Here is a 24,457-nt window from a genome sequence, read left to right as displayed (position 1 = left end):
AAACGATACTGTCGTTGCAATTGGTTCGTGCTGCTACCGCTCGATCTGGTCGATATGCCTGGTCGCTGCTGCTTCAAGAACGGCCTTTCCTTTCAGGGCTGCGATATCGCGTATCGCTTCGAGCACGTGGACGGAATCTTCAAGGAAGCTGAGCACATCGGCCGGGTAGACATCGATTCCGTACTCGTCCTGCAGGAACTGGGAGATCTGGCGGTGATCAAGACCATTCTCGCGAAGCTCGATTATCTCGCGGGCAAACTTCTTTTCCGGGCAGCCGCAGTGCGGGGAGTCCTTGCAGGAGCAGCCGAGAAAGGAATTGAAAAAAGCGATGACCTGTTCCCGGAGGATGTTGTCCAGGCGGTCAAGGTTCAGGCGGGAAGAGAGAGCGTCAAGCGTGGCGCCGTGGAAGGCGAGATCGGGGATCCGGTACCCGACCGCCCGTTCGATCTTGCGGGCCTGCCGGAACCGCGCCCTGCCCGCGATCACAAAGCCTCTCCCGCCTCCTCATCGAAGTTCTTGAGCGAGGTCATCGCCTCGTGCATGCTCTCGACCTCGATGAGCCACTCGTCAAAGAGACCGGGATGTTCAAGGTCTTCCTTGAGGTATTTGGCACAGCAGGCCGCCCCGGAGATAACGTTTGCCCCCACTTCGGCGGCAATGCTCAATGCAGCCTCGAGGTCGGTCTCGGCGGTCTTCTTCCCCTCCTTGATGAGAGCCTTCATGTCCGTGGAGAACCCTCCTTCGATGAAACGCTTGCAGGCCGCAAAGAGGACGAGCATGGAGAGCTGGAGCGACTCGATGTACTCTTCGAGTTCCCCGGCAGGGGCGTCGCCCATCACGATGCACTCGACGGCATTGAGTTTCTCGAGGGCTTCATCCCTGGAAAACCTCCCGTTCTGGTAGAGCCTGATGATCTTCAACACCTCTATGGTGATGTCCATGGAAAAATTGTAGAGGGTTGTATAGCCGTCGGGCATCTCGTCGGAGCCGGGTTCGACTGCAAACGAGCATTCCCGCAACGTGGAGATCCAGTTGTCCCAGCGTTCCTGGTTGTAGAAGATGTAGAACAATTTGAGCGGTTCTTCCCTTTTCCCTGTATCTCCTTTCTTTTTCGACATCAATACCTCATGGATTCTTGATTCTTAAAGATTTTTGGTTTTCATTACGAACGGAGCCCGGAGAATCGGTAATTTTATATACTGCCTGACAAGTGCGTATAAAAATGGTTTTGCAGTCCGCAGGAACGGTTCCTCCCGGGATGCCTGCCCGTGAACGCTGGACATGGACCGTACCGGGTGAATGGCCTTGCATGCCGGCGGCCCTCACTGCCTGTCGCTTATCTTTTAACATGAAAAACATCCTATCTCCTACAGGGAGGTGCTTGACGGAATGGACGTGGTCATGGTCAGGTACGGGGAACTCTTCCTGAAGAGCGAACCGGTGAAGCGGCAGTTCATCAGGCACCTCCAGCGGAACATCGCCAGGGCGCTTGAATCCGAAGGCCTGGCTCACCGCTTCGAGTTTCATCGGGGCCGGATCCTTATCCATGGCGATGACCCCCTCCGCATCGCTGCGGTCACAGGCACGATATTCGGCATCGTTGAAGTGGCGGTCTGCACCTTCACCGAGAGCACCCTTCCGGCTGTCTCCAGCACTGCCGTGGAGCGGGCAGGATCCTTCCTGGCAGGCGGCGGCAGTTTTGCGATACGTGCCCGCCGGCAGGGAGTCGAAGGAATCACCAGCCAGGAGATCGGGGCCCGGGTAGGGGAGGCAGTTCTCGAAGCTTTCCCGGGTGCGACCGTGAACCTGTCGCGGCCGCAGTTTGAAATATTTGTCGAGATGCGGGAGTTCGGGGCACTTGTCTATGACTCCCCGATCACCGCTCCCGGGGGGCTTCCCTGGGGGACCCAGGGAAGGGCGCTCGCCCTCCTTTCGGGAGGGGTAGATTCCCCTGTCGCGACCTGGCTCATGATGAAACGGGGCTGCGAGATGTCCTCTCTCCACATCGATGCCGGGAACTACACGGGTGCCGATACGCTCTCCCGGACGCTGGCCAGCCACGCCACCCTCTCCACCTGGTGCCGCGGGTACCCCATGGACCTCATGGTTGCCGATGCCCGCCCGTTCTTCGAAGCCCTGGTCAGCAGGCCACCGGCGCGCTTCCGGTGCGTGCTCTGCAAGCGGTTCATGCTCGCCCTCGGAAGCAGGATCGTCCGCGACCACCGCTTTTCGGCACTCATCACCGGTGACAGTCTTGGCCAGGTCGCTTCACAGACCCTTCCCAACCTGGCCACCATCTCAGAAGCAGCGACGGTCCCGCTGATCAGGCCGCTTATCGCCTTTGACAAGAACGAGACGGTGGCCATCGCCAAAAAGATCGGGGTATTTACTCCGGAACCCTCAGATCTCGCCTGCCGGGCGGTTCCCCGCATGCCGGCCACTGCTGCCAGGGTGCAGGACATCCGGGAGGCAGAAAAGCAGCTGGGAACTGACGAACTGCTCGAAAATGTGCTCGGGCAGGTCACAGTGAAGACAGCGCTGAACGGGAAGATCCAGTGAGGTTCAGGACTCCTGAGCGGTGACGTTTTCTCCATTGACCTCCGGGACACCGGTTGTCTCCGGCATGTCACGGATTCCGATGAAAGAGCAGTACCCCTTGGTGCAGGCGATCGATCCACCGGTATATTGGGCAAAGAGGCGGTTCCGGTTGCCCTCGTCAGACATCCAGGTGTCAAGCGCATGCTGCTCGATGCCGTAGGTATAACCGTTCCACTGGCCGTATGCTGACTCGACAACGGTAGAGTTCTCCGGGACCCCGAACGCTGCCATCAGCGTCCGTGCCGATTCTCCGGTCTCCGGATTGGTATAGTCGAGGTAACGGAACGCCGCCATGTCTGCGGATCGCGAGAGTGCGAGTCCAAACGCACGGTCATCATGGGGGACAGGGGCGAGCCCCTCGGCAATCCGTATCCGGTTCAGGTAGACCATGGCTTCCTGGGCATCTGCAGGGCCGCTGTTGGACTTGATCAGGTCCCGCCCCCTCTCCTTAACCATGCCCGAGAGGACCGCTCCCATGCCTGAGAAGGTGCTCATCATTGCCGTCCTCGCGCCAGGGACCAGCATGACCAGTGCCAGGATCCCGATGACCAGGAGGATGATGGCGATGACCGCGATATTTCCCCTGCTCAACCGGAAGGACTTCGGGGCACGGCCCGGGCGGGCGGCAAGGGGCTTGCCGGTCTCGAACTGGTACTCCTCGAGGTGCAGGCCCTGGACGATGGCATCCATGTCCTGCAGCCGGAGCGTGTAGCCCGAATCCAGGAACCTCATGGCTTCAAGGAGACTGTCCGCAGTCACGATGCGGAACCATTTCACCCGGCGGACATCGATCTGGTTCTGTGGGTAGCTGCTTCCCTTGCTGAAGTAGAGCCAGGAGCCCATCTTCCGCAGGTTGTTCTCCGGGATGTGTGGCAGATGTTCCCGGAAGATGGGGATCAGGCGGTCGATGAAGTCCTGGCGGTGGCTGCGTGCCTGGAAAAACAGGTTCGGGAGCTGGATTGGACCGTCTCCGGTGATCACCTCCCAGCTCCCGTTCTCGATGCCATGGATCTCGCCCGAGAAGGCCTTGAGTTCGAGGATGAGGGGGCCGCTCCGGGTGAGGATGATGCAGTCAATCTGGCCGTTTGCCACGAGGACATTGGTCAGGACGTAGACCGGCTCCTTCTGGAATTCACGGGAGAGGATGCCGACGATCTCTTTTACCTGGTGGTATTCGTGTTCGTAACGTATCCTTTCCCCGCGGAAAAACCGGATGCCCATCAGAGAACCCTCACCCTTCACACCGCGCTTGGTATATTCATGTTAGGTCTTATTTTTGATTAACCTAACCGGTACATACATAGATCCCGGGATCCCGGCAATAGCGGGCAGGTGGATCGGAGGATCGTGCATGGCCAGGTGGAAAGGGTGGGAAAAGGTCCGGATCAGGCGGGAAAACGGGGCTGTCCTGGCCCCGGGTGACCCCGGGTACCCTGCCGGCCTTGAGGCGATCGCCCCCATCATCATCTCGGCCAGTCGTTCGACCGACATTCCCGCCTTCTACGGGGACTGGTTCATGGACCGGCTCCGGAACGGGTATGCGGCATGGATAAACCCCTTCTCCGGGAAGATCCAGTACGTCTCCTTTTCCAGGGCCCGGGTGTTCGTCTTCTGGTCAAAGAATCCCCGGCCGTTCCTCCCGGCACTGGAAGATCTCGAAGCAGGTACAGGCCATACCCTGGTCCTGTATACCCTGAACGATTACGAGGATGAAGGTCTCGAACCCGGAGTGCCGCCGCTGGATGAGCGTATCCGGACCTTTGCCGAACTCTCCTCCCGGATCGGGACCGGGCGGCTGACCTGGCGGTTTGACCCGATCCTCCTCTCGGATACCCTCACGGCCAGCAGGCTTCTTGAGAAGATCCAGGGGGTCGGAGACCGGGTGTCCCGGTTGACCCGGCAGATGGTGATCTCCTTCATCGATATCGGACGCTACCCGCGGGTGCGCCGGAACCTTGCCGCTGCGGGGTATCCCGGCGTCCGGGAACCGACCGCCGGGGAGATCCAGGCCATCTCCCGGGGTATTGCAGAACTGAACGAAGACTGGGGCCTTGCCATCCATGCCTGCGGTGAGGACACTGACCTGTCGGCATCGGGGATTGGGCAGGGGGCCTGCATCTCCTATGAAACCCTGGTCCGCGAATTCTCAGGTGACAGGCCGTTGATGGGGTTTCTCAGGCCGGAAGAGGACCACCGGGTGCGGGAGCGGGAACTGAAGGACCGGGGCCAGCGGCGGTGGTGCAACTGCGTGGCGAGCAAGGACATCGGTCACTACAGCACCTGCATGCACGGGTGCCGGTACTGCTATGCAAACGCAACGCCAGCGCTGGTTAAACGGAACTACAGGCAGTACTGCCTGAACCGCGACAGGGGGTTGTTCCTGCCGGCGCTCGTAGAGTGATGGCCGGCCGTTTTCCTGCAGGAAAGGCTTTCTCTATCCGGGCAGGCCGTTCCGACGGCCTTCCGATGCGCGGTGGGAAGAAACAGCAGGTCTCACTACGAATGTCGTTTCCCCCTTACCAGTCATACGCTGCTCACCGATCAGTCTATCCCGTCCCAGAACCGGGTGATGGCATCCCAGACATGGTCCCCTGTCTCGTGCGCCCGGTCTGCATCCGCCCGGGCCGTTGCAGGGGAATCGGAACCGGTCTCGTACAGGGCGCGGGAGATCTCGATCTGGATCCAGGGGATACCCCGGTGCCAGTAATGTGCATTGGTGATGAACCCCCCCGAGAATGGCTTGTTGATGGCAACCTCTGCCCCGGGACCGAGCTCCTCGCGGAACGCCCCGGCAAGGGCCCTGATCCACTCTGCCGGGCAGGTCGAGAGGGAGCCGGGACGGCGGTTTCCCTCGCTATCGCCATTGTTGCCAAGACAGACCAGCGGCCGCACCTGCCCTGCATCACGGTGGGTGGGCGGGCCGGTCGGGAACATACTATGGCAGTCGAAGGCGATGGCGATCTTCCCGGGATCGAGGAGGCGGTCGAGATCGGCATGGTAGGGGAAGTAGTGGGTCATCAGGAGCTGGTGGATCAGGGTAATTTCGGGAGTGATACCGCCCCGGTAGACCGGTGTTTCGTGGACGGTCCGGACCTTCACCACCCCGTCCGGGTGTTTCGGGGGAAGGTGGTAGGGAGGCCGGTTGAGATCAACGATCATCCGCGAGACGCCGGTATCCCGATATTGGGCAACCCGGCCCCGGAACGAATAGACCAGCCGCGTGGAAGGATCGCTGTAGTAGCGCAGATCGGCCGGGCTTAGCGCGACCATGGCAGCAACCGGTTCCGGAACAATTGTTCCCCCGTGTGGCACCGAGATGAGGAACGGATACCTGCCCATGGAGAAACCATGGTATCCCGGCATGCATCAAGGTATGGCAGAGGGAATACGACAATGGTTCCCGGTCCGGGATACCGGGTAGCTTCGCCCGCGCAGGAAAGCGGGGATACCGCTGCTTCCGACAGCGAATGACGAAGTCGATCCACGTCGGGGCAGCGGGAAAAGGCGGGTGGGCACTGCCTCCACGGAATACTCCCGGAACCCGCTGGAACGAGAGCTATATAGGTTTTCCCCCCGAACTTTTCCTGATCCTCTATGGTCACGAAACTCCCCATCCCTGAAGAGATGCGGTGGCAGGCTGCCGCACGGATAGCCTCGGTCATGCCGGTCCTGTACAGGATGGTGTTCCATGACCTGGCCGGTGACCAGTACGATGAACTCGAACAGCAGGTCTGGGTCTTCCTGGCCAAGGAAGCAAAAACCCTGGCAGCGGGTTTTCACCTGCCTACCGGAACGGCACAGGAACTGGCATCAACGCTGTCGGTTATCACCACGGTCTTTTTCGGCCCGGAGACGACCGCCGAAGTGGCGTCCTTTGAAAAAGACCGGGCGGTGCTGATGGTGAAACGCTGCCCTTTCCTCATGAGGGAAGCGGAGTTCAGGAGTGAGCCGGGTGCGGTCTTCAACCGGTGCCTGGCGTTTTCCATCGCGGCGGTGGAGGCCCTGAATCCCGAGTACACGCTCAGGTTTGTCCGGAGCGCCTGCCAGGGTGACCGGAACTGCGAGATGAAGATCGCCACCAAGGCGATTCTCGATGGGAACTAGGCTGGTCCGGCCCCCACCGCACCCGGGAGATCACCAGAACCGGGAACCGGACCTTCCCTGTTTTTCGAAGTACTGCTGGTGATACTCTTCTGCCGGCCAGAACGTCCCTGCGGGAACGATCTCGGTCACGATGGGCCTCGAACCGAACCGGCCGGATGCCTGGAGCTGTTCTTTTGACTCTTCTGCCAGCCGTTGCTGTTCTCCGGAATGGGTGAAGATCGCTGACCGGTAGTTTGTCCCGATATCCGGGCCCTGGCGGTTGAGCTGGGTAGGGTCATGGATCGACCAGAAGATATCCAGGAGCTCCTGGTAGGTGACCACTGCAGGGTCATAGATGATCTCCACCGCTTCTGCATGCCCGGTCCTGCCCGTGCAGACCTCCTGGTAGGTTGGATGATCGGTCACTCCCCCGGTATATCCGACCCGGGTGGAGAGGACACCTTTCACCCTGCGATAAGATGCCTCAACGCCCCAGAAGCATCCTGCTGCAAACGTGGCAGTACCGGTCCCCCCGGATGCACTCCGGCTCGCTCCCATGAGGACGGAGGAACGGGGAACCTGTGCCCGGGCAATCATCTGGAAAACGTCCCCATCAGTTCTCCCTGTCCGATCACGTGCCCTTCCATGGTCGATACTATGATCTTGCGGGTGACCGGTGCCCTGAGATGGAGAAGGGTATCGAGGGCATACAAACGGAAGTAGTAGCGATGGGGTTTTCCAGGTGGCGGGCAGGGACCACCGTACTCCATCCGGCCGAAATCGTTCAGGCCATGGGTACTCCCATCGGGAAATACCGGGGAACGGGCAACAGCCCGGGGAAGAGCGGTCGTTCCGGCCGGTATGTTGTACAGGATCCAGTGGATGAACAGCCCGGTCGGGCTATCGGGATCTTCGCACAGCAGCACCAGGCTCGCGGTGCCTTCCGGTGCCGGCTCCCACGAGAGGGGGGGCGAATCGTTCTTCCCCGTGCAGGTAAACTCCGGGGGGATTCGGGCTCCGGTTGGGAAAGCCGGTGAAGTGAGCTCCATCTTCTTCATAGGAAAATAACCTCCAAGAGGAATACGGGTTAGCAGCGCTCATAAAACCTTCCGGCCAGGCGGACAGTTTCAAGCCTCCGGAAGCACAAACCCTCTCCCATGAGACTTGGGGTGCTCTGCTCGGGAGGAAAGGATTCCATCTATTCCTGCGGGATGGCGAGAGAACAGGAAGAGGTTGCCTGCCTGATCACCGTCCATTCAGAAAACGAGGAGAGCTACCTCTTCCACACCCCCAATGTCTGGCTGGTCCGCCTCCAGGCTGAAGCCGCGGGCATCCCGCTGGTGGAAACAGGGAGTGCCGGAAAAAAAGAGGAAGAGATTGCTGATCTGGGGAGAGCGCTTGATCGTGCTGTTGAATGCCACAGGATCGAGGGGGTGGTGACCGGGGCCATCCTCTCCGTGTACCAGGCAAGCCGGATCCAGCGCCTCTGCCGTGACCGGTCGCTGTGGTGTTTCAACCCGCTCTGGCACACCTCCCAGGAAGACTATATGCAGGCCCTGATCAGCAAGGGATACGAAGTCCTGGTATCCGGCGTCTACTCCGCTCCCTTCGATGCCGCATGGCTCGGGCGACGGATCGATGCCCGTGCGCTGGCCGATCTGAAGGAGTATGCACGGGATTACCGCATCACGCTGACCGGCGAAGGAGGCGAGTATGAAACCTTCGTTGCGGATGCACCGTTCTTCAGGAAACGGATCGAGGTGGTGGCCGCGGAGGAAACCTACCAGAACTTCCGGGGCCTCTTTCGGGTTACCGCGGCACGGCTGGTGGAGAAATGATACTGCTCGTCGACCTCTGCTATCGTGAGGGCTCACTTGCGCGTGAGGAGTTTGTACTCCCGGTTGGACGGATCGTCGAATCGGCGGGGGCGCGGTACCGCGTCGTGCACTATACCCGATCTCCGGAATCTTCAGCCCGCGATTGCGATGGGGTCATCCTCTGCGGGACGCCGGTCATGGACAAAGGGTACCTGGACGATCTGGCATTGTTCTCCTGGGTTGCCGGGAGCGGTCTCCCGGTACTCGGCATCTCTGCCGGGATGGAGATACTTGCCCTCCTTGCCGGGGGGACGGTAATCTCCTGCCAAGGTATCGGCATGACCGAGGTCCGGGTGACGGCATCCGACCCGGTGGTTCATGAAATCCGGGTATTCGAGGCATATGAACTCCATGACCATGCCTGCACCCTGCCGCCCGGGTACACGACCCTGGCCGAATCGGACCGCTGCATCCAGATGTTCCGCGATCCCGGCCAGCCGCTCTACGGCGTCCTGTTCCATCCTGAAGTCAGGAACGGATGGGTGGTCACCCGGTTCCTCAGTGAGTTCTGCCGGCCGTCCCGCTAGCGGTTCACCGGGAGATCGTTTTCTTCGGCAATCTCCTGGAACGTCGTTGCCAGGTACTCGGCCTGGGTCCGGGTCATGCCGTAGGTATTGTACTTCCAGACCCTGGTCGCCCCGGGGATGATCCCGGCGACACCCCGTTCTTTCAGGGCGCTTGAGAAGAAGTACCCCCGCTTTTTGTGGGTCTTTGCCACCCGGTCAAATGAGTTGATGGTATCCACCCTTGTCAGCGTGTGTTTCCGGGGGTACTCGCTCTTAATGACCGTTCCCTCAATGGATCTCAGGGCTTCTACCACCAGGTTTCCGTTGGCAAGTTCCTGGTCCCAGCGCTTCACCCGTTCCCGGACATGGGGAAACGATGCCAGCATGCCCATCAGGGTCACCCCCATCAGGGTGCACCCCATCAACCCCACTTCCTTGATCCCGAAGGTCCGTCCGGTCACATCGGTCCTTATCCCGGTGGTCCGGAAAACCTCGCTGGCCCGCTCGGACGTTGCCGCGAGCATCCCTGACGGCGCCGGGGCCGCCATGCTCTTGTGGCCTGAACCGACCACGAAATCGACCCCGAGCCCTTTCCCGTCGACCTGCATGATCCCCACGGTATAGGCACCGTTGTAGAGCACCGGGATGTCATACTGGCGGGCGATCTTTGCGATTTCCCCGACCGGGTGACGGTTCCCGTACTGGTAGTCGTAGTGATCTAGAAAGAGGAGCACCGGCGGCCGCCCGAACTCCCTCGCGACCTGCTCGATCGTATCTGCAGCGGCGTCTGCGGTGATGATGTTTCCCTCGCTCTTAGGGATCTCGCGGATCACCCCGCCCCTGCCTTCGATGGCGAGCACCTCGGTGTAGTGAGAGAGGGCGGTTATCAGCACCGGGTCGCCAGTCCTGATGTAGGTGTCGGCCACTGCCTGGAACCCCCGCCGGGCGCCGGGCACTACGCGGGCGACGTCCATGTTGACGAACGCTGCAAGGTCCCGGTGGAACCGGTCGATGGGGGGCTTCTTGATGTAATCGAGCCGGAATGGTTTCCGGCACTGGTCGCAGACCGAGTAACCGTCACCGTAGGCGATGACCGCCTTCATGGCATCGGCAGTCAGGCGGCCACCGGCCTGGATAGGATCGATGTTGATGCAGCATTCGTCGATATCGCGGACGTCGAATTCCCCGCTGCACTTCATCGGTCCAAATCCTCCCGGATTACGGAGATATCGCCTTCCAGGCGGGCAAGAAGAACCCGGACCTGCTCGCGCTGGTTCCCGGAGAGGGCGTGGTGCGGAGCGGTCTCGCGGAGCATGGCCCGCAGGTCCGTGAGAATGAATAAACCCTCGAAAACTGCGTCTACAGCCCGTTTAGACACCATATCACCATAATAAGTGTACGGGCCACCATACAAGAACTGATCGCCTGCCGGGAGATGGGGCCGCAGACCCCCGTCAAAATCCCTTCTCCAGGTCATCGGAGAGGGAAGGGCCTCTCTCCCTGTTCAGGACATCGATGTAGTGCTCGAACTTGTGGATCCTGGTACTCACGGGGAAAGGGATGCCGATGGTGCTGATGATCGCCTCTCCCCGGTCAAGGGTCTGGATCTCGATCTCCATCTTCGAGAGATCCTGTTTTGCACTTCCCATGACGATATCGCGGTCCCCCCGGTCGCCCAGGCCCATGACCACGAACGTGTTGATCTGGGCAAGTACCTTGGGGTCGATATTCTTTGGCTGCTGGGTTATCACGCAGAGCCCGACCCCGAACTTTCTCCCCTCCATGGCACATTCCCTGAATACCTGCGTGGCCGACCCGCCGCTTGCAAGAACCCGCTGGGCTTCTTCGATGGTGATCAGCACCTGATGGGTGGATTCCTGCCGTTCATCGATCCCGAATCCCCGTGCTTCGGACCGGTGCCGTTCCATGATGGTGCGTGTGATGATCGAGAGAACGAAGAGTTCGCTTCGTTCACTCATGTCCGGGATATCGATCAGGACGACGCGGTTGTCGTGGAGGCTGGTGATGATTTCGGGGATGGATGAACCATGTGCCCTGAAAAAGGCCCGGTTGCCGTTCACGATATTCTCGATATGGCTCTTGATCACCCTGACCGGGCCGCTCATGGAGTTCCTGATCTTCCAGGCAAGGCTTTCTTCATCGATTCCCGCACTTCCGGGATCCCTGATGGGAAAGATCTCGGGGTCCACGGTCCTGAAAAATCCAATTGCTGAACTCCCTTTCACACCGGAAAAAGCCTCCACGATCTCCTGCTGGGCTGCCGAGAGATCGTAGAGGATGGAGAGGTCGCTGATCCTGAAGTCATCGAACTCGACCGAGAGCCGGTTCATCGCGTACTTCTTCCGGTCACTCTCAGCACGGATGGTGAAGATGGCAAGCCCACCCTTTCCTGCCGTGTAATGGACGAGCCCTTTTGTCGGCTCGCCGATCGATGACCTCCCCCCGCTGACATATTCGCCGTGCGGATCCACGATCAGCAGCCCGAACTTCCGGGCCCTCATGCATGAGGCGCAGAAGGTCTTCATGAAATTGCTCTTACCCATGCCGGTCGTTGCAAAGACACCCATGTGCTGGGGCAGCACCCGGGAAGGAATCCGGACGGCAACGTCGCGGATAACATCCTGGCCGCTCCGCATGAGGCCGACTTCGATCTCCCCCATCTGTTCGGTCAGGAACCGGAAGTCGCCGGCATCGGGCTCTCCCACGGAGGAGAATTTTGAGGGGATCGTCCGCGGCCTGTGGAATTTCCCGGTTGCGTTATCCACGAAGCCAAGGGGTATGGCGTCAACCGAGAGGAACACATCCTCCCCGAGCCCGTAAAACTCCTCTGCGTATACCCGGGTATCCCAGTGCGTATCCGCGAAATTGCTGTCATGGGAGAGATCGGTTATCTTTGCAAAGAAGGTCACGTCCTTGCCGGTATCCGTGATCTTCTTGATCTCCCCGATATAGAGGGCCGTGTCGTACGGTGCAATGAAGCGGTAGGAAAGGACCGATCGCCCGATCAGGCGGTATTTTGAAGGGTCGTTCCGGTCAATATCGCGCAAAATCATCATGGTAATCTCCAAACAGTATCTCATAGGTCTGCCGCCCGATACCGGTTGCGGCGATGCGGTGCACCAGGTCCGACCGTGCATCCTCGACGATCTCCTCGCTGATCACCACGGTCCGATGGGCATCAAAGAGGGGGTAGGGATACCCCGGAATCCTCCCGTCCCCGGAACATGCCGCGAGGCGGTTCATGATGTCCTCTGCGTTCTGGGGTAGATCCAGGGACAGCTCGATCTTCAGGGGGGATTTCGCGCGGCTGTGCAGGCAGGCGACGTAGGTCTGTCCGTGACGCCACTGGGCAAACGGGACATGATCGAGGATTGCCGTGTCGATACAGATCCACCAGGGGGGACGTATCCCGAACGATCCTGCAAGCCCACTGACGGCGGGGAGGAGGGGGTATCCTCCGCCCCAGGTGGCTGAAGTCCGTTTACTCACCCCGGCAAGATTGATCTTCCGCGACCGGCATTGTTGTTCGATCCAGGAGAGGACCGGGTCATGGCTGGCATGGGAGACCCTGAGCGGCCCATCGCGCAGGAGCAGGGCTCCTGGAGCGAGCGCGGCTGCCATATGCCCGGTAATCCAGTATTCCAGGGTGTCCCGCAGGATCCCCGCTGCCCGTGAACGGTCTTCGTTTCCCAGCGGGGTTCCGGGGATCTGGCCGAAACATTCCTCGTACAACCCCGGGAAATCCTCGTTCTCTTTTCCCGGACCGATAACCGCGACCTGCAACGGCGAGATCGATCTCCGCGTCCGCTCCAGGTCGTTAAAGGTGCTCTGGGCTGCACGGAACAACGCAATTGCCATGCTCCCTGACTCCAGGAGCATGGCATTGCTCCCGTCAACCGCACAGACCTCCCCGGAGGGGGCCGGTGAGCAGTGGTGGAAATCTTCCGGAGACAGGTTCGTATGTGCCCGGAATTTATCAGGGAGATTGCCGGGCACGGCTGCACGGATCCGGTCTGCCGCGGAATCTGCGGACCGCTCGTACCGTGGATCGCGGCGCGTCATGTCACCTCCCTGACCCTGCTCGAGAGATCGGTCCCCATCTCCACCATGAGGGTCGTGGTGAATTCTCCCTGGATATCCGGGATATGAGAGATGAGGATGATCTGTGGAAACCGGGATTCCTGCGTCCTGAGGGCAGAAAGGAGGTTTGTTCTCCGTTCTTCATCCTGGCTCCCGAAGATTTCATCGAAGATGAGGAGGGTGCTTTCATGTACCTGGTGGAGCTCTGCAAGGTACCGTGAGAGGGCAATCCGGAGTGCAATGGCGATATCGTCCTGTTCCCCGCCGCTGAACCGCTCGATAGGGTAATCATTGTCGATGTCACGGACAAGGAGGTTGAAGTCCTCATCGAGAAGCACCTGGTCGTAGCGCCCACCGGTGATCTCGTTGAGTATGTGGCTCACCTCTCCTTCGAGCCTGCTACGGACGACCTGCATCAGGTAAACGACATACTCCCCGATCAGGGAGCGGGTCAGGCGCAGGAGGCCGATCTCGTCATGGAGTGCCGCTGTTTTCTGCTGCAGCCCGGCGAGTGCTTCCTCGTCTCTCCTGCACCGCTCGATCAGCCCTTCTGTATGCCGGAGGCGCTCGGTTGTCCTGGCCCGGTCCGCTTCAACAGCACGGAGATCAGAATCGATCCTGGCAAGCGATTGCTCGAGCAGGGTGCCGGTTTCAGGCTCGAAAGCGGATTTCTCGATCAGGGATCTGAGTTTCGTGAGATCGTCGTTCTTCTGCACCATGCTGCGATCGAGATCGGCAAGCTGGGCCTTTATCGCTGAACCATGGGAGATTATCTTCCCGAGCTCGATGAACCGTGCCCGGGTTCGTTCCAGTTGCGCGACTTCTCTCTCGGTCCTCGCACAGATCGCTTCATCAAAACCCAGTCCAAGTATCCGGGTTTCAAGGGTTTTTAGTTCTGCATTTTTCACCTGCAGCTGGGCGGTGAGATCCCGGAAATCGGCATCGATGGTATCGCGGGTCTTCAACCGCTCCAGGATGCCGCGTATCTCCTGGAGGGCAGGTTTCTGGCCGGTTATCAGGTCTTTCTCCGCCGCCAGCCGGTCCTGCTCGCTGCACACCCGCAGAGCTTCCTGCTCGATCCATTCGAGCCGCGATGAGAATTCATCCCTGATCTGCCCATAGTGGGAACCAAGTGTCTGGCGGCAGAGCGGGCATATCCCATCCGCACCGGCAGCCTCGATCGTGGTCCAATCCGACACCAGTTTCTTCCGTTCATCGATGAGCTGGGCAAGCCTGGCTGATATCGTGCCGCTCGCATGCAGGATGTCAGCCTCCCTGGATGCAACGGCCTGCTCAAGTGCCAGATCGGGGATATCCGGCCCGATACGCAGGAGATCCCTGACTTCCCGCCGCAGGGATGCCAGCCGGACCGCATCCCGGTCAAGGGATTGCATCTTTGACTGTTCCCTGGCGATACGCTCCTTCAGCGCCTCGCAGGCCTGCCCGGCGAACCGCTGCGCAGCGGTCAACTGGTCGAATTCCGATTTCAGCCGCTGCAGTTCTGCAAGCTGCTGCCGCTTCGCATCGTACCCGGCCATTTCCTGCTCGAGCCTTCCGAATTCCTGCTCCTGGCTCGCAAGGGTTGCGATCTGTGCCAGCAGCCGGGCCTTCTGATTCGCGAGCCCTTCTGTTTCACGGGAAAGGGCTGTATTTTGCTCCACAAGGCGCATAACCTCTGTTTTTTTCTTCGAGAACTCCTGCAGCTCCTGCACAACCTGCTGCCTCCTCGCCGCATAACCTTCGGCCTGTCGTGCCAGTTCTTCGAGAGTGCCCTTCCCCGCTGCCAGGGTGGACTCCAGGGCTCCCCGTTCTTCCGGATCGTACCTCCCGAGGAGTCCCATGAGTTCTCCTTCCGCGAACTGGCACTCCCGTTCCTTTGCATCGATCCGCTCTTTCAGCATCCGGTCGCTCTCATTCTTCAGGTAGTCGATTCCCAGCGCCCGCAGGAACCACTCCTTCCTCTTGCCGGGTGTGTGTTCCAGCAGTGTGAGGAGATCTTTCTGGGCGGCATATACCGTGTTCCTGAAGTCGACCGGACCCATACCGAGGGTCCTTTTCACTTCCGCCTCGACCTGGCTCACTCCGGTCGCACGGAGCTTCTGGCCGCGGTAGAAAGTGGCCTCGTGCTGGACGGTCTTTGCCCGCCTGAACGTCCTGAGGACCGTGAAGTCGTCTCCGCCAACCCTGAAGTCGAGGCGTACTTCACAACGCTCCCTGGGACCGGCAAACGAGGACACGATGAATTCAGATGATAGCCCGGTCGCCTGCACTCCGAACAGGGCAAAGAATATTGCTTCCACGATGCTGCTCTTCCCGGTGCCATTGTTGCCGAGGATACCGGTAATCCCGTCGCTGAACCGGATCTCCTGGTGTCTGAACCGCTTGAAATTCTTCATGACAAGACGGTCGACTATCACCCAGATCCCTCCCGGTGCCGGTCCATTGCCCTGCGGAGAATTTCCTGCCCGCACTGCCCGATAAACTCCCTCTGCCTCGTACCGAGCTGCTGCGCAGCTATGAATGACGAGAACTCCTTCAGGTAATCTATTGCATGGAAATCCTGCTGGAGCGGGACCGCCTGTCCCTCCCCGCTCTGCCGGACCCGGATCTTCAGGTCGAGCAGCTGTTCCCGGACTGCGGCAAGCTCACGCATGTCCGGCCCTTTTCCATGTTCCCGGGAGAGGGAATCGAGCGTTACCTGCGCCATCGAAAGCGGAGGGACTTTTCGTTCTGCGACCCGCGAGATGACCTCCTGCGAAATATCTGCCGGGTGCAACCCTTCGCATATAACCGTCCCCAGGTCGATCATCGGTGTCCGGGGAAGTACGAGCGGCTGGACGCACGGGCTGTCTCCCCCAGCTGAGTGGCCGAGGTCGACCAGGAGGCCTCCCTTAGGATCAGAGATCTCGCCATAAGTCAGGTATTCGAGGGAACCTGAATACCAGGCCTTCCCGGTTATCCGTGACTGGCGGTGGTAATGGCCGAGCGCGATGTAATCGAAGTCATCGGAGAGCATCGTGCTGTCCAGCTCGTGCTCCGCTACCGTTGCAAGCCGCCGGTCCCTGATAGATGTCGCAAGCCCGTGGGTCACCAGCACGTTGGCATGACCACCCGAGAGGGCCACTTTCTCATATTCGGCCCGGTAATCCTCGGGGCGCAGCATGTTCGGTATCAGGTGAAAGATGCAATCCCCGATCTCCACGTGCTCATAGCGGAACGAATATGCAGCGGTGATATCCCCCGGATGGTAGACAAGCACCTGGAACGGTGATGTGGTATACCGGGTCTTTACCATGCTGTGGTTTCCGGCAATGACCACGAACGGAATCCCTGCAGCATGGAGCCGTTCGAGGGCTTCCAGGACCGTAGTATAAGCACGGGTCTTGGGCTTAACCTGGTCGAAGAGGTCGCCGGCATGGACCAGAACATCGGGTTTCTCGAGGATTATCCGGTCGATTGCCGATAAAAAATTGTCGTAGAGCTGTTTCTCGCGCAAGTTCATCCCTGAATCGGGATCGAGCCGGTTGAACTGAGACAGGCCAAGATGCGTATCGGCGATATGAACCAGCTTCATGTCTTTGATGTATCGTTTGGAGTTACGAGAGGATATAAGTGGAAGGTGGGTGGGGTGAAACTGCGGTGCAGGTTTCGATCACCAGGGGCACCTGGTTCGAGCGAGATGACGTGGAAGGTGGAACCGGTTACCATGGCCCGGCGATGAAAAACAGGGGTAATCGTTGGGGGGGTTTCAAGGAATAATCATCATTATATTCGCCTGCCAGTCCCGGGCTCGGTCAATTCGCACCAAGATCACAACGAACCCGTTCCTTTGTATCGACAGAAGAACATGGCATGTGCCAGATGATAAAGAAGGAGAGGAAAAAGGCCGATTAAAACCCAGGTTTCTCCTGGAGATCAAGGCTTCTTCGGTTTCTCGCGCACTTTGATCGTTTTTTCGATCTTCCTGATGGAGATGCCGTTAATAACCGCATCTCCGCCAGCGATATACCTCTTGATGACCATGCCCAAAACCTCAACCACATCCCCGACCCGAATCTTTTCTTGCGGGCTGGTGAACATCTTGACCGATATCTCACCGCTCCGGTCGGCAACCAGGAACTGGGGGCGGTTGAGGAACTGGAAATAGATTCGCTCGACAACACCTTCGATCCTTACCGGTTCGCCGACCATGTTCAGATTGATCATCCTGATCCGGACAGGACGGGCCTCCCGTTCATACTGTGGTATCATATCGGCATACTCTTTCTGGCTCATGTAATTGAGACCAAGCGGTATCACCAGGAGCAGAACGAGCGTCGGGATACCCCAGAACAGGATATGGGTGTCGCGGCTGACGAAAAAGGCGTATGCCAAAAAGATGGTGAAGATTGCAACCACCGCCAGGGCGATGGGTGTAATCTTCAGGTTGATTTCTCCGATTTTCATTCAATCCCGTTATTTGAGGGCGGCGATCTCTTTCCTGAACGCAACCCAGTAGATGACGCCCACGAAGAACATACCACCGACAATGTTGCCAATGGTGACGTTGATAAGGTTATTCGTCCAGAACGTCACCCACGTCAATCCGGCATTGATCTTTGTCGGGTCAGTGATGAAGCCCTGGGTCATGATACCGGCGGGGATGAAGTACATGTTGGCGACACTGTGCTCGAACCCGGTTGAAACGAAACACATGATCGGGAACCAGATCCCAAAGAACTTGCCTATAAGGTCGTCAGCACAGATACCGAGCAGCACGGCCAAGTTGACCAGCCAGTTACAACCGATCGCTTTGAGGAAGCACGACCACTGGCCGGCCATACTGACATAGCTCGTCTTTGCCACTGCAATACCGATTGCACGTGTTCCGAATGCCGTGACGGTGACCGCCCCGGTCGCATCCCAGGAGCTCAGGGGTCCGTATGCCATGATGTACGCATATACGATGGAACCGATCAGGTTTCCAATATAGACCCATACCCAGAGGTTCAGGACCTGAGCCCAGGTGACCTTATGGATGAACGCAGCCATCGGGGCAAGCATCGCATCGCCAGTGAAGAGTTCTGCACCGGTGAGCACGATGATAATAAGCCCAACAGGGAACACAGCACCCGTGATGAGCTGGCTAAAACCAGCACTGGCAGTGCCATAGCGGAGTGCCGCATCGGTCGCCATGATGCCGGTACTACATACAGTAGCGAGGGCGCCTCCCATAGCGATGTACGCGCCGGCCATGAACCCGCGAAGGAGCATGTTCCAGGCTGGCAGCCCTACCTTGTACTTCCCAGCATCGCCGGCCTTCGCGACGATTGCCACTGGGGGATGAAATACCATTTTTTCACACCTCTCGAATGTCTACCTTAACCAATAACCCCAAACTCACTTCTCGTATAGGGTCAAAATTAAAATCTTTTCTGGTGTTATTAATAACTTTCTAATTGTTTTTAGAGAACCAATCCCATTTTCTTCTTTTTTTAAAAGGAGAACAGGCCTGTTTTACCAACTGCTATAAAAAGTGTTTGTATATATACCTCACGCTCGCAGCAGGTCAGACCGGTTTTTTCCTGCCGCTCGAGTCGCGACAATAGCGACCGAATTCCGAGCAGAGCAGGATATCCCCGGAGAAGACCGGGCCATCACGGCAGACACGGAGACCGTCGGGATCAATGCAACAGGACCCGCACAGGCCTATACCGCACTTCATATAGCGGTTGAGGCTGAAGAACCCGCGGCCGGCTATTCCTGCGCGGTCGAGAGCGCACAGGATGGCGTGCATCATCCTCTCGGGGCCACAGATGCAGATCAGGTCGTAGGCCCGGGGATCTTCCCGTGCCAGGAGATCGGTCACGAACCCGTGGTGCCCTGCCGTTCCGTCATCGGTTGCTGTGAGCAGCCGGGTGGCGCTGGAAAACTCCCGCGTGAAGAGGAGCTCGCCTGCGTTCCGCGCACCGAGCAGCAGCGTATCAACCCGGCCCTCCACAACCAGTGGCCGGAGCGGGGCAGCGCCGACTCCCCCGGCAATCGCAAGGATCCCGTCTCCCTCAGGAAACCCGTTGCCGAACGGTCCGCGGATCCCGATCAGGTCGCCGGGCCGCATCCCGCAGAGGGCTGCGGTGGCCTCGCCGACATCCTGGACGGTGATGGAGCGGGCAGAGGAGAGTGCCATCGGCACCTCATCGATGCCCGGAACCCATACCATGACGAACTGGCCTGGACAGAATGAGAATGACTCTCCGAAGTACAGGGTCCGGACGGACGGGGACTCTTTCACGACTTCCCTGATCTCAAGTACCCGGCCACACCTGTCACCCATGGGCGCACCCCACCAGGTCGTCTGCCCTGACACCGTCAGGGCTATAGAGATCTGCCGCGATCTTTCCGAATATCCGGGGGTCATCTTTTACTGCGGTTCCAATCTCCACAGCTGCTGCACCGGCCATCATCATCTCGAGCACATCCCGCGCAGAGGAAATTCCCCCGCACCCAATAATGGGAATTGAACATGCTTCGTAGAGTTCGTATACGCAGCGGACTGCGATGGGAAAGATCGCCTTCCCGGAGAGCCCCCCGAACCGGTTGCCGAGGACCGGCCGCCGCAGTTCCGGGGATATGCGCATGGCCTTCAGGGTATTGATGGCCACGATGGCGCTCGCCCCTCCCTGCTCGGCAGCCCGGCCGCAGGCGGCGATGTCCGTGACATTGGGGGTCAGCTTGACCCACACCGGAACACCAATATCGTTGACAGCACGGGTACATTTCTCGACCATGCGGGGGTCAGAACCCAGTGCTGCGCCGTAGCCCGCGGCATGGGGGCAGCTCACATTGAGCTCAAACGCTGCAACCTGCCCTGCAAACCATCCGGCAACCGTCCGGAACTCCGCAGGGCTGCCGCCATAGATACTGGCGATGACCGGTTTTCCTGCCAGGGGAGCGATCTCATCGACGAATTCATGAGAGGGATTGGGCAGGCCCATTGCATTCAGGACCCCGGCATCCACCTCGACCACGCAGGGGCCGGGATGGCCAGCACAAGGATACGGCCCAATGGACTTGGTGACTGCCCCCCCTGCACCGCTCTCCAGCATCCGTGCAAGCGATGCTCCCGTGGTCCCGAGAATTCCTGCAGCAAGGATGAGGTGGTTGGCAAGGTTTACTCCTCCGACATGCACGGTTCCGGGTCGCAGTTTCGGCAGCACAGTCGATTGCTCCAGTGGTTGTATTATATTTCAACCCTCCCCAATATTGAGGATTATGACCAGGCTCGCAGTGCTGGGAGTGGGAAGGATTGGGGGAGAGGTTGCCTTCCTCTCCTCGGTCCTCGGCCTTGCCGATGACCTGGTGCTTTTTGACACCGCAGAAACCCTCCTCCGCTCCCAGGTGCTCGACCTGATCCATACCGGGCTGGATATCACGATCAGCACCGACTGGCGTGATACTGCGGAAGCCGACATCTGCGTATTTGCCGCAGGAATTCCCCGGAATCCCGCAGTGAAATCCCGGGCCGACCTGCTCTCGGTCAACCTGCCGGTGGCATCGAGCTGCAGCCGGGCTCTCACCCGCTTTTCCGGAGTGCTGATCACCGTGACCAACCCGATGGATGCAAATAACTATTACCTCTGCCGGAACACGGGACTTGAACCCCGGCAGTGCATCGGGTTTGGCGGGCAGATCGACAGTGCCCGGTTCGGAACGGTGCTGCAGGAACAGGGCATCTCCGGAACCCCCTGGGTGATAGGTGAACATGGCGAACATCAGGTGCCGGTCTTCTCCCGGCTGGAGCAGGACGTCCCGGAACCTCTCAGGGATGATATCCTGGAAAGCCTCCGGAAGGCAAGCATGGAGGTTATCCGTGGCAAGGGAGGGACCGAGTTTGGCCCCGCCCTGCACATTGCACATCTCATCAGGATCATATCCGGTGATGAACGGACTCTTCTCCCCTGCTCATGTGTGCTGGAGGGCGAATACGGGCTTGACCGGTGCTCCCTGGGGGTTCCGGCAGCTGTCGGCAGGAACGGCATCCACAGTATCTCCGAATGGGATCTGGATGGATGGGAACAGGAAAAATTCAAGGCAGCCGGTGCGTTTGTGACCGACCTCTGCACGCGGCTTGGTATCTGAACGTAATATGACAAACAGGGAGGATGCCTCCAGGACAAGGGAGCATGAAATGACCGGGCCGGTCAGCATTGATATCAACCAGTTGGAATATTCCGTTGGCCCCGGAGGGCCGGTCATCCACATCTTCGGCCGTGATTTGAATAGAAATGCCCACCACCTCCAGGTCACCGGCTTTCGTCCCTACTTCTATGCACCGGCAGCGCAGGTGGATGGCAGGGCCCACCCGGCTCAGGTCACTGTCGAGGAAGAGGTAGCTTACCGCTCCATCCGGGGCGAGATGCTCCGGAGGCTCTATACCATAAAGCCTACCGATGTCCGGGAGATTCGCGACCGTTACAACCACTACGAGGCTGATATCCCGTTCACCACGCGGTTCATGATCGATACCGCGCTGACCGGGGGGGTTTCTGCACCATCCGAAGTCTGCATGTATGAAGAAGTCCGGCCGGCAGACGTCTCCTGCCCGGCCCGGATCTGCATCCTTGACATCGAGTGCGAGGACGTGAGAGGCTTCCCCGACCCGGCACGCGATGCGGTGATCTGCATCACCTGCTGGGATTCGTACGCCGGTGATTATACAAGTTTTATCTTTTCTCCGGGAACGGACCACTGCGATCTTGGTGTTCTCTCAACCAGGGAAGGGCTGGAAAACGGGTGCTTCTGCGCAGGGACCCACGATATACGGACCTTCCAGACAGAGCGCAGCATGCTCGAGGCCTTCTCGGGATACATCCGCGAGCGTGACCCAGATATCCTCTCTGGGTGGAACTTCCTGGAATTCGACCTTCCCTACCTGGTCAAACGGATGGAGGTCCTGGGCCAGAACCCCGTCTCGCTCGCCCGGCTCGAAGGAATGACTGAGCGAAACGCGCTCCGCGGCAGAACAGTCTTCGATCTCCTCTCGGCATACCGGAAGATGCACGCCACCCAGCAGGAGTCCTACCGCCTCGATGCCGTGGCCGAAGTAGAGATCGGTGAGACCAAGGTCCGGTATACCGGCACCATCAGCGAGCTCTGGAAGAACGATCCCTGCCTCCTCGTCGAGTATAACTTCAAGGACGTCGAGCTCTGCGTGGCCATCAACCAGAAAAACAGGATCATCGAATTCTACCGCGAGATCGCCCGGTACGTTGGCTGCCCGCTCGAGAGGACCCTGAACTCATCGAGCGTCATCGATGTCTTTGTCCTCCGGAAAGCCTTCGGGCGCTACGTCCTTCCCTCGAAAGGGTTTGCCCCCTCCGAAGAGTTTGAAGGGGCAACGGTCTTTGAGCCGAGCAGAGGGGTCCGGGAGAACGTCGTGGTCCTTGACCTGAAGTCACTCTACCCAATGGCCATGATGACCATCAACGCCTCCCCGGAGACGAAGGATCCGGGTGGAGAGCTGAAGGCCCCCAACGGCATCCGGTTCAGGAAAGAGCCGGACGGACTCACCCGGAGCATCATAAGCGACCTCCTGGTCGAACGGGAGGAGAAGAAGAAGATGCGGAACCAGTTCCCCTTCAATTCCCCGGAGTATATCCTCTACGACCTCCAGCAGAATGTCCTCAAGGTCATCATGAATACCTACTACGGGGTAAGCGGGTACACGCGCTTCCGGCTCTACGACCGGGAGATCGGTGCAGCAGTCACCTCGGTGGGGCGAGCAATCATCGAGCATACCCGGTCGGTCATCGAGGCGCTCGGTTACCGGGTCATCTATGGCGACACCGACTCCTGCATGGTGCTCATCCCGCCCGGCAACCTAGAAGAGACCATCGGGAAGGCCCGTACCATCGAGGAGGCCGTGAACCGGAGCTATACAGGGTTCGCCCGGCAGGAGCTTGCAGTGGAACGCCACTACTTCTCCATCAAGTTTGAGAAGATCTACCGGCGGTTCTTCCAGGCCGGGAAGAAGAAGCGGTATGCCGGACACCTCGTCTGGAAGGAGGGTAAAGAGGCCGATGAGATCGATGTCGTAGGGTTTGAGATCCGCCGGAGTGACTCACCACAGATCACCCGGGCGGTCCAGAAACGGGTGATGGAGATGATCCTCCACGGTGAAGAGTACGAGTCCGTCAGGGACTACCTGGCCGATATCATCAGGAACTATCGTGCCGGTAAGTATTCACTTGACGAGATCGGCATCCCGGGGGGGATAGGAAAGGATCTTTCCGACTACCAGACCGATGATGCCCATATTCGGGGTGCAAGATATTCAAACGAGCATCTCGGGATGGAGTTTGCAAAAGGGAGTAAGCCAAAACGGGTATACATCAAGAACGTCACCGCCAAGTACCGGAAGACCGATGTGCTCTGCTTCGAGTATGGCGACCAGGTTCCCCCAGAATTCCAGGTAGACTGGGAGCTGATGCTGGAAAAGACCCTCCGGCAGCCGATCTCCCGGATCATCGAAGCGCTGGGCTGGAAATGGACAGACATCGACCCATCCCGGACCACACTGGCCCAGTGGGGTATCGGTTGAGAAACGCAGGTTTTTTTCCGGTCCGGTCCGCTGGAACGTGTGCCGCTGGGAGCTGCACATCTCATTGCGGAAAACCGGCCGGTTTTTACACGTGCCGTGTTCGGATCGGAAGGCCTGGCCTGCAAAACGGGAATCGTGGGTTATTCCTTGTCGCGAATGTACCGGATCCCCGCCGGTTCCCGGTAATCGGTCTTGACCACGATGGTACCCGAGACACGGTTAAATAACCTGAGCTTTTTTCCCGGCATGCCGAGCCACCCGATAAGGCAGTCGATGGGGAGGATAAACGATTTCCCGAGACTTTCGACCAGGGCTTTCTGGAAACTGACTGGCTTTCCAGCGCGGTCGGTGACCTTGATGTTCAGCACCATCTTTCCGATCGACTGCCCATATACCCCTTCCATCGCTGTCCAGTAGACCAGGAATCCCAGGCTCCGGAGAAAATAGTCGAAATAATGCCAGGAGAACAGCCCACTGATGAAATGAAAGGGATTTGAGAATATGTTCAGGACCAGGCTGACCAGGATAAAATCGACCAGCCAGGCCCAGAACCGGGTATCCCACCGGGCAAGGTGAAGCGTCTCGTAGTCCAGGTCGTTCTCACCCATCACCCATCACGCAATGGTATTCTTTGGAGGCTGCCTCACATAATCACAGCTGTACCGCTTGCAGCGCGGGCCCTGGCGGCCGTGGAAAGGACGGGACCGGGGCAG

24 protein-coding genes are annotated in these 24,457 nt (G+C 59.1%); 7 read left to right on the top strand and 17 right to left on the bottom strand.

Annotated features, from left to right (window positions below):
• Window positions 1-33 precede the first annotated feature (33 nt).
• Entirely contained in the window at window positions 34-486 is a 453-nt protein-coding gene (locus tag IPI71_09105) for an RNA helicase (protein QQR70786.1), read from the bottom strand.
• Window positions 483-1,118: a DUF2150 family protein gene (locus IPI71_09100; GenBank protein QQR70785.1), complete on the bottom strand. Its 636-nt coding sequence runs from the start codon at window positions 1,116-1,118 to the stop codon at window positions 483-485. The genes IPI71_09105 and IPI71_09100 overlap by 4 nt, the downstream gene beginning before the upstream one ends.
• A gap of 271 nt (window positions 1,119-1,389) precedes the next feature.
• On the opposite strand from IPI71_09100, the gene IPI71_09095 reads away from it, so the two are divergent.
• Complete coding sequence (locus IPI71_09095; protein QQR72014.1) at window positions 1,390-2,559, top strand: tRNA sulfurtransferase; 1,170 nt, start codon at window positions 1,390-1,392, stop codon at window positions 2,557-2,559.
• A gap of 3 nt (window positions 2,560-2,562) precedes the next feature.
• On the opposite strand, the gene IPI71_09090 is transcribed toward IPI71_09095, so the two are convergent.
• Entirely contained in the window at window positions 2,563-3,819 is a 1,257-nt protein-coding gene (locus tag IPI71_09090; GenBank protein QQR70784.1) for an NERD domain-containing protein, read from the bottom strand.
• Between the two features lie 130 nt (window positions 3,820-3,949).
• On the opposite strand from IPI71_09090, the gene IPI71_09085 reads away from it, so the two are divergent.
• A complete protein-coding gene (locus IPI71_09085) occupies window positions 3,950-4,999 on the top strand; it encodes a DUF1848 domain-containing protein (protein ID QQR70783.1) in 1,050 nt (349 codons plus the stop codon).
• A gap of 140 nt (window positions 5,000-5,139) precedes the next feature.
• On the opposite strand, the gene IPI71_09080 is transcribed toward IPI71_09085, so the two are convergent.
• Window positions 5,140-5,937, bottom strand: a complete 798-nt coding sequence (locus tag IPI71_09080; GenBank protein QQR70782.1) for an N-formylglutamate amidohydrolase — start codon at window positions 5,935-5,937, stop codon at window positions 5,140-5,142.
• Between the two features lie 255 nt (window positions 5,938-6,192).
• Here IPI71_09080 and IPI71_09075 point away from each other — a divergent pair, with 255 nt between their 5' ends.
• Complete coding sequence (locus tag IPI71_09075) at window positions 6,193-6,702, top strand: hypothetical protein (GenBank protein ID QQR70781.1); 510 nt, start codon at window positions 6,193-6,195, stop codon at window positions 6,700-6,702.
• A gap of 30 nt (window positions 6,703-6,732) precedes the next feature.
• Here the strand turns inward: IPI71_09075 and msrA are convergent, their stop codons facing one another.
• Entirely contained in the window at window positions 6,733-7,239 is a 507-nt protein-coding gene (msrA, locus tag IPI71_09070; GenBank protein QQR72013.1) for a peptide-methionine (S)-S-oxide reductase MsrA, read from the bottom strand.
• Between the two features lie 35 nt (window positions 7,240-7,274).
• Window positions 7,275-7,730, bottom strand: a complete 456-nt coding sequence (locus tag IPI71_09065) for a YbhB/YbcL family Raf kinase inhibitor-like protein (protein ID QQR72012.1) — start codon at window positions 7,728-7,730, stop codon at window positions 7,275-7,277.
• A 108-nt stretch (window positions 7,731-7,838) separates the two neighbouring features.
• Here IPI71_09065 and IPI71_09060 point away from each other — a divergent pair, with 108 nt between their 5' ends.
• Entirely contained in the window at window positions 7,839-8,519 is a 681-nt protein-coding gene (locus IPI71_09060; protein ID QQR70780.1) for a diphthine--ammonia ligase, read from the top strand.
• Window positions 8,516-9,085, top strand: a complete 570-nt coding sequence (locus IPI71_09055) for a hypothetical protein (protein ID QQR70779.1) — start codon at window positions 8,516-8,518, stop codon at window positions 9,083-9,085. Before IPI71_09060 ends, IPI71_09055 begins: the two co-directional genes overlap by 4 nt.
• Here IPI71_09055 and pscS read toward each other — a convergent pair.
• The 10 genes from pscS to IPI71_09005 all read right to left on the bottom strand — a co-directional run bounded on the left by pscS (window position 9,082) and on the right by IPI71_09005 (window position 20,358).
• Window positions 9,082-10,263 carry an O-phospho-L-seryl-tRNA:Cys-tRNA synthase gene (pscS, locus tag IPI71_09050; GenBank protein ID QQR70778.1) on the bottom strand — a complete coding sequence of 394 codons (1,182 nt, stop codon included), beginning with the start codon at window positions 10,261-10,263 and terminating at the stop codon, window positions 9,082-9,084. The genes IPI71_09055 and pscS overlap by 4 nt on opposite strands.
• On the bottom strand, window positions 10,260-10,445 hold the full coding sequence (locus tag IPI71_09045; protein ID QQR70777.1) for a hypothetical protein: 186 nt from the start codon (window positions 10,443-10,445) through the stop codon (window positions 10,260-10,262). Before IPI71_09045 ends, pscS begins: the two co-directional genes overlap by 4 nt.
• A gap of 73 nt (window positions 10,446-10,518) precedes the next feature.
• Window positions 10,519-12,141: an ATP-binding protein gene (locus IPI71_09040; protein QQR70776.1), complete on the bottom strand. Its 1,623-nt coding sequence runs from the start codon at window positions 12,139-12,141 to the stop codon at window positions 10,519-10,521.
• Complete coding sequence (locus IPI71_09035) at window positions 12,119-13,147, bottom strand: DNA double-strand break repair nuclease NurA (protein ID QQR70775.1); 1,029 nt, start codon at window positions 13,145-13,147, stop codon at window positions 12,119-12,121. The genes IPI71_09040 and IPI71_09035 overlap by 23 nt, the downstream gene beginning before the upstream one ends.
• A complete protein-coding gene (locus IPI71_09030) occupies window positions 13,144-15,582 on the bottom strand; it encodes an SMC family ATPase (protein QQR70774.1) in 2,439 nt (812 codons plus the stop codon). Before IPI71_09030 ends, IPI71_09035 begins: the two co-directional genes overlap by 4 nt.
• Window positions 15,579-16,739 (bottom strand): metallophosphoesterase, encoded by a 1,161-nt coding sequence (locus IPI71_09025; protein ID QQR70773.1) that lies wholly within the window; start codon window positions 16,737-16,739, stop codon window positions 15,579-15,581. The genes IPI71_09030 and IPI71_09025 overlap by 4 nt, the downstream gene beginning before the upstream one ends.
• A gap of 341 nt (window positions 16,740-17,080) precedes the next feature.
• Window positions 17,081-17,611, bottom strand: a complete 531-nt coding sequence (locus IPI71_09020) for a nucleotide-binding protein (GenBank protein QQR70772.1) — start codon at window positions 17,609-17,611, stop codon at window positions 17,081-17,083.
• 9 nt (window positions 17,612-17,620) lie between these two features.
• Complete coding sequence (locus IPI71_09015) at window positions 17,621-18,499, bottom strand: formate/nitrite transporter family protein (GenBank protein QQR70771.1); 879 nt, start codon at window positions 18,497-18,499, stop codon at window positions 17,621-17,623.
• Window positions 18,500-18,713: 214 nt separating this feature from the next.
• Window positions 18,714-19,478, bottom strand: coding sequence for a dihydroorotate dehydrogenase electron transfer subunit (locus IPI71_09010; protein ID QQR70770.1), 765 nt, complete (start codon window positions 19,476-19,478; stop codon window positions 18,714-18,716).
• Complete coding sequence (locus IPI71_09005; protein ID QQR72011.1) at window positions 19,471-20,358, bottom strand: dihydroorotate dehydrogenase; 888 nt, start codon at window positions 20,356-20,358, stop codon at window positions 19,471-19,473. Before IPI71_09005 ends, IPI71_09010 begins: the two co-directional genes overlap by 8 nt.
• A gap of 58 nt (window positions 20,359-20,416) precedes the next feature.
• On the opposite strand from IPI71_09005, the gene IPI71_09000 reads away from it, so the two are divergent.
• Window positions 20,417-21,283, top strand: a complete 867-nt coding sequence (locus IPI71_09000; GenBank protein ID QQR70769.1) for a lactate dehydrogenase — start codon at window positions 20,417-20,419, stop codon at window positions 21,281-21,283.
• A gap of 7 nt (window positions 21,284-21,290) precedes the next feature.
• Window positions 21,291-23,744, top strand: coding sequence for a DNA polymerase (locus IPI71_08995; protein ID QQR70768.1), 2,454 nt, complete (start codon window positions 21,291-21,293; stop codon window positions 23,742-23,744).
• Window positions 23,745-23,884: 140 nt separating this feature from the next.
• Here the strand turns inward: IPI71_08995 and IPI71_08990 are convergent, their stop codons facing one another.
• Window positions 23,885-24,352: an RDD family protein gene (locus tag IPI71_08990; protein ID QQR70767.1), complete on the bottom strand. Its 468-nt coding sequence runs from the start codon at window positions 24,350-24,352 to the stop codon at window positions 23,885-23,887.
• Between the last annotated feature and the right edge of the window lie 105 nt (window positions 24,353-24,457).

The sequence above is a fragment of the Methanolinea sp. genome (genome assembly GCA_016699325.1).
GTDB lineage: Archaea > Halobacteriota > Methanomicrobia > Methanomicrobiales > Methanospirillaceae > UBA9949.
Note: the sequence above shows the minus strand (reverse complement) of the source record. Positions and strands in the feature narration are given on the sequence as shown.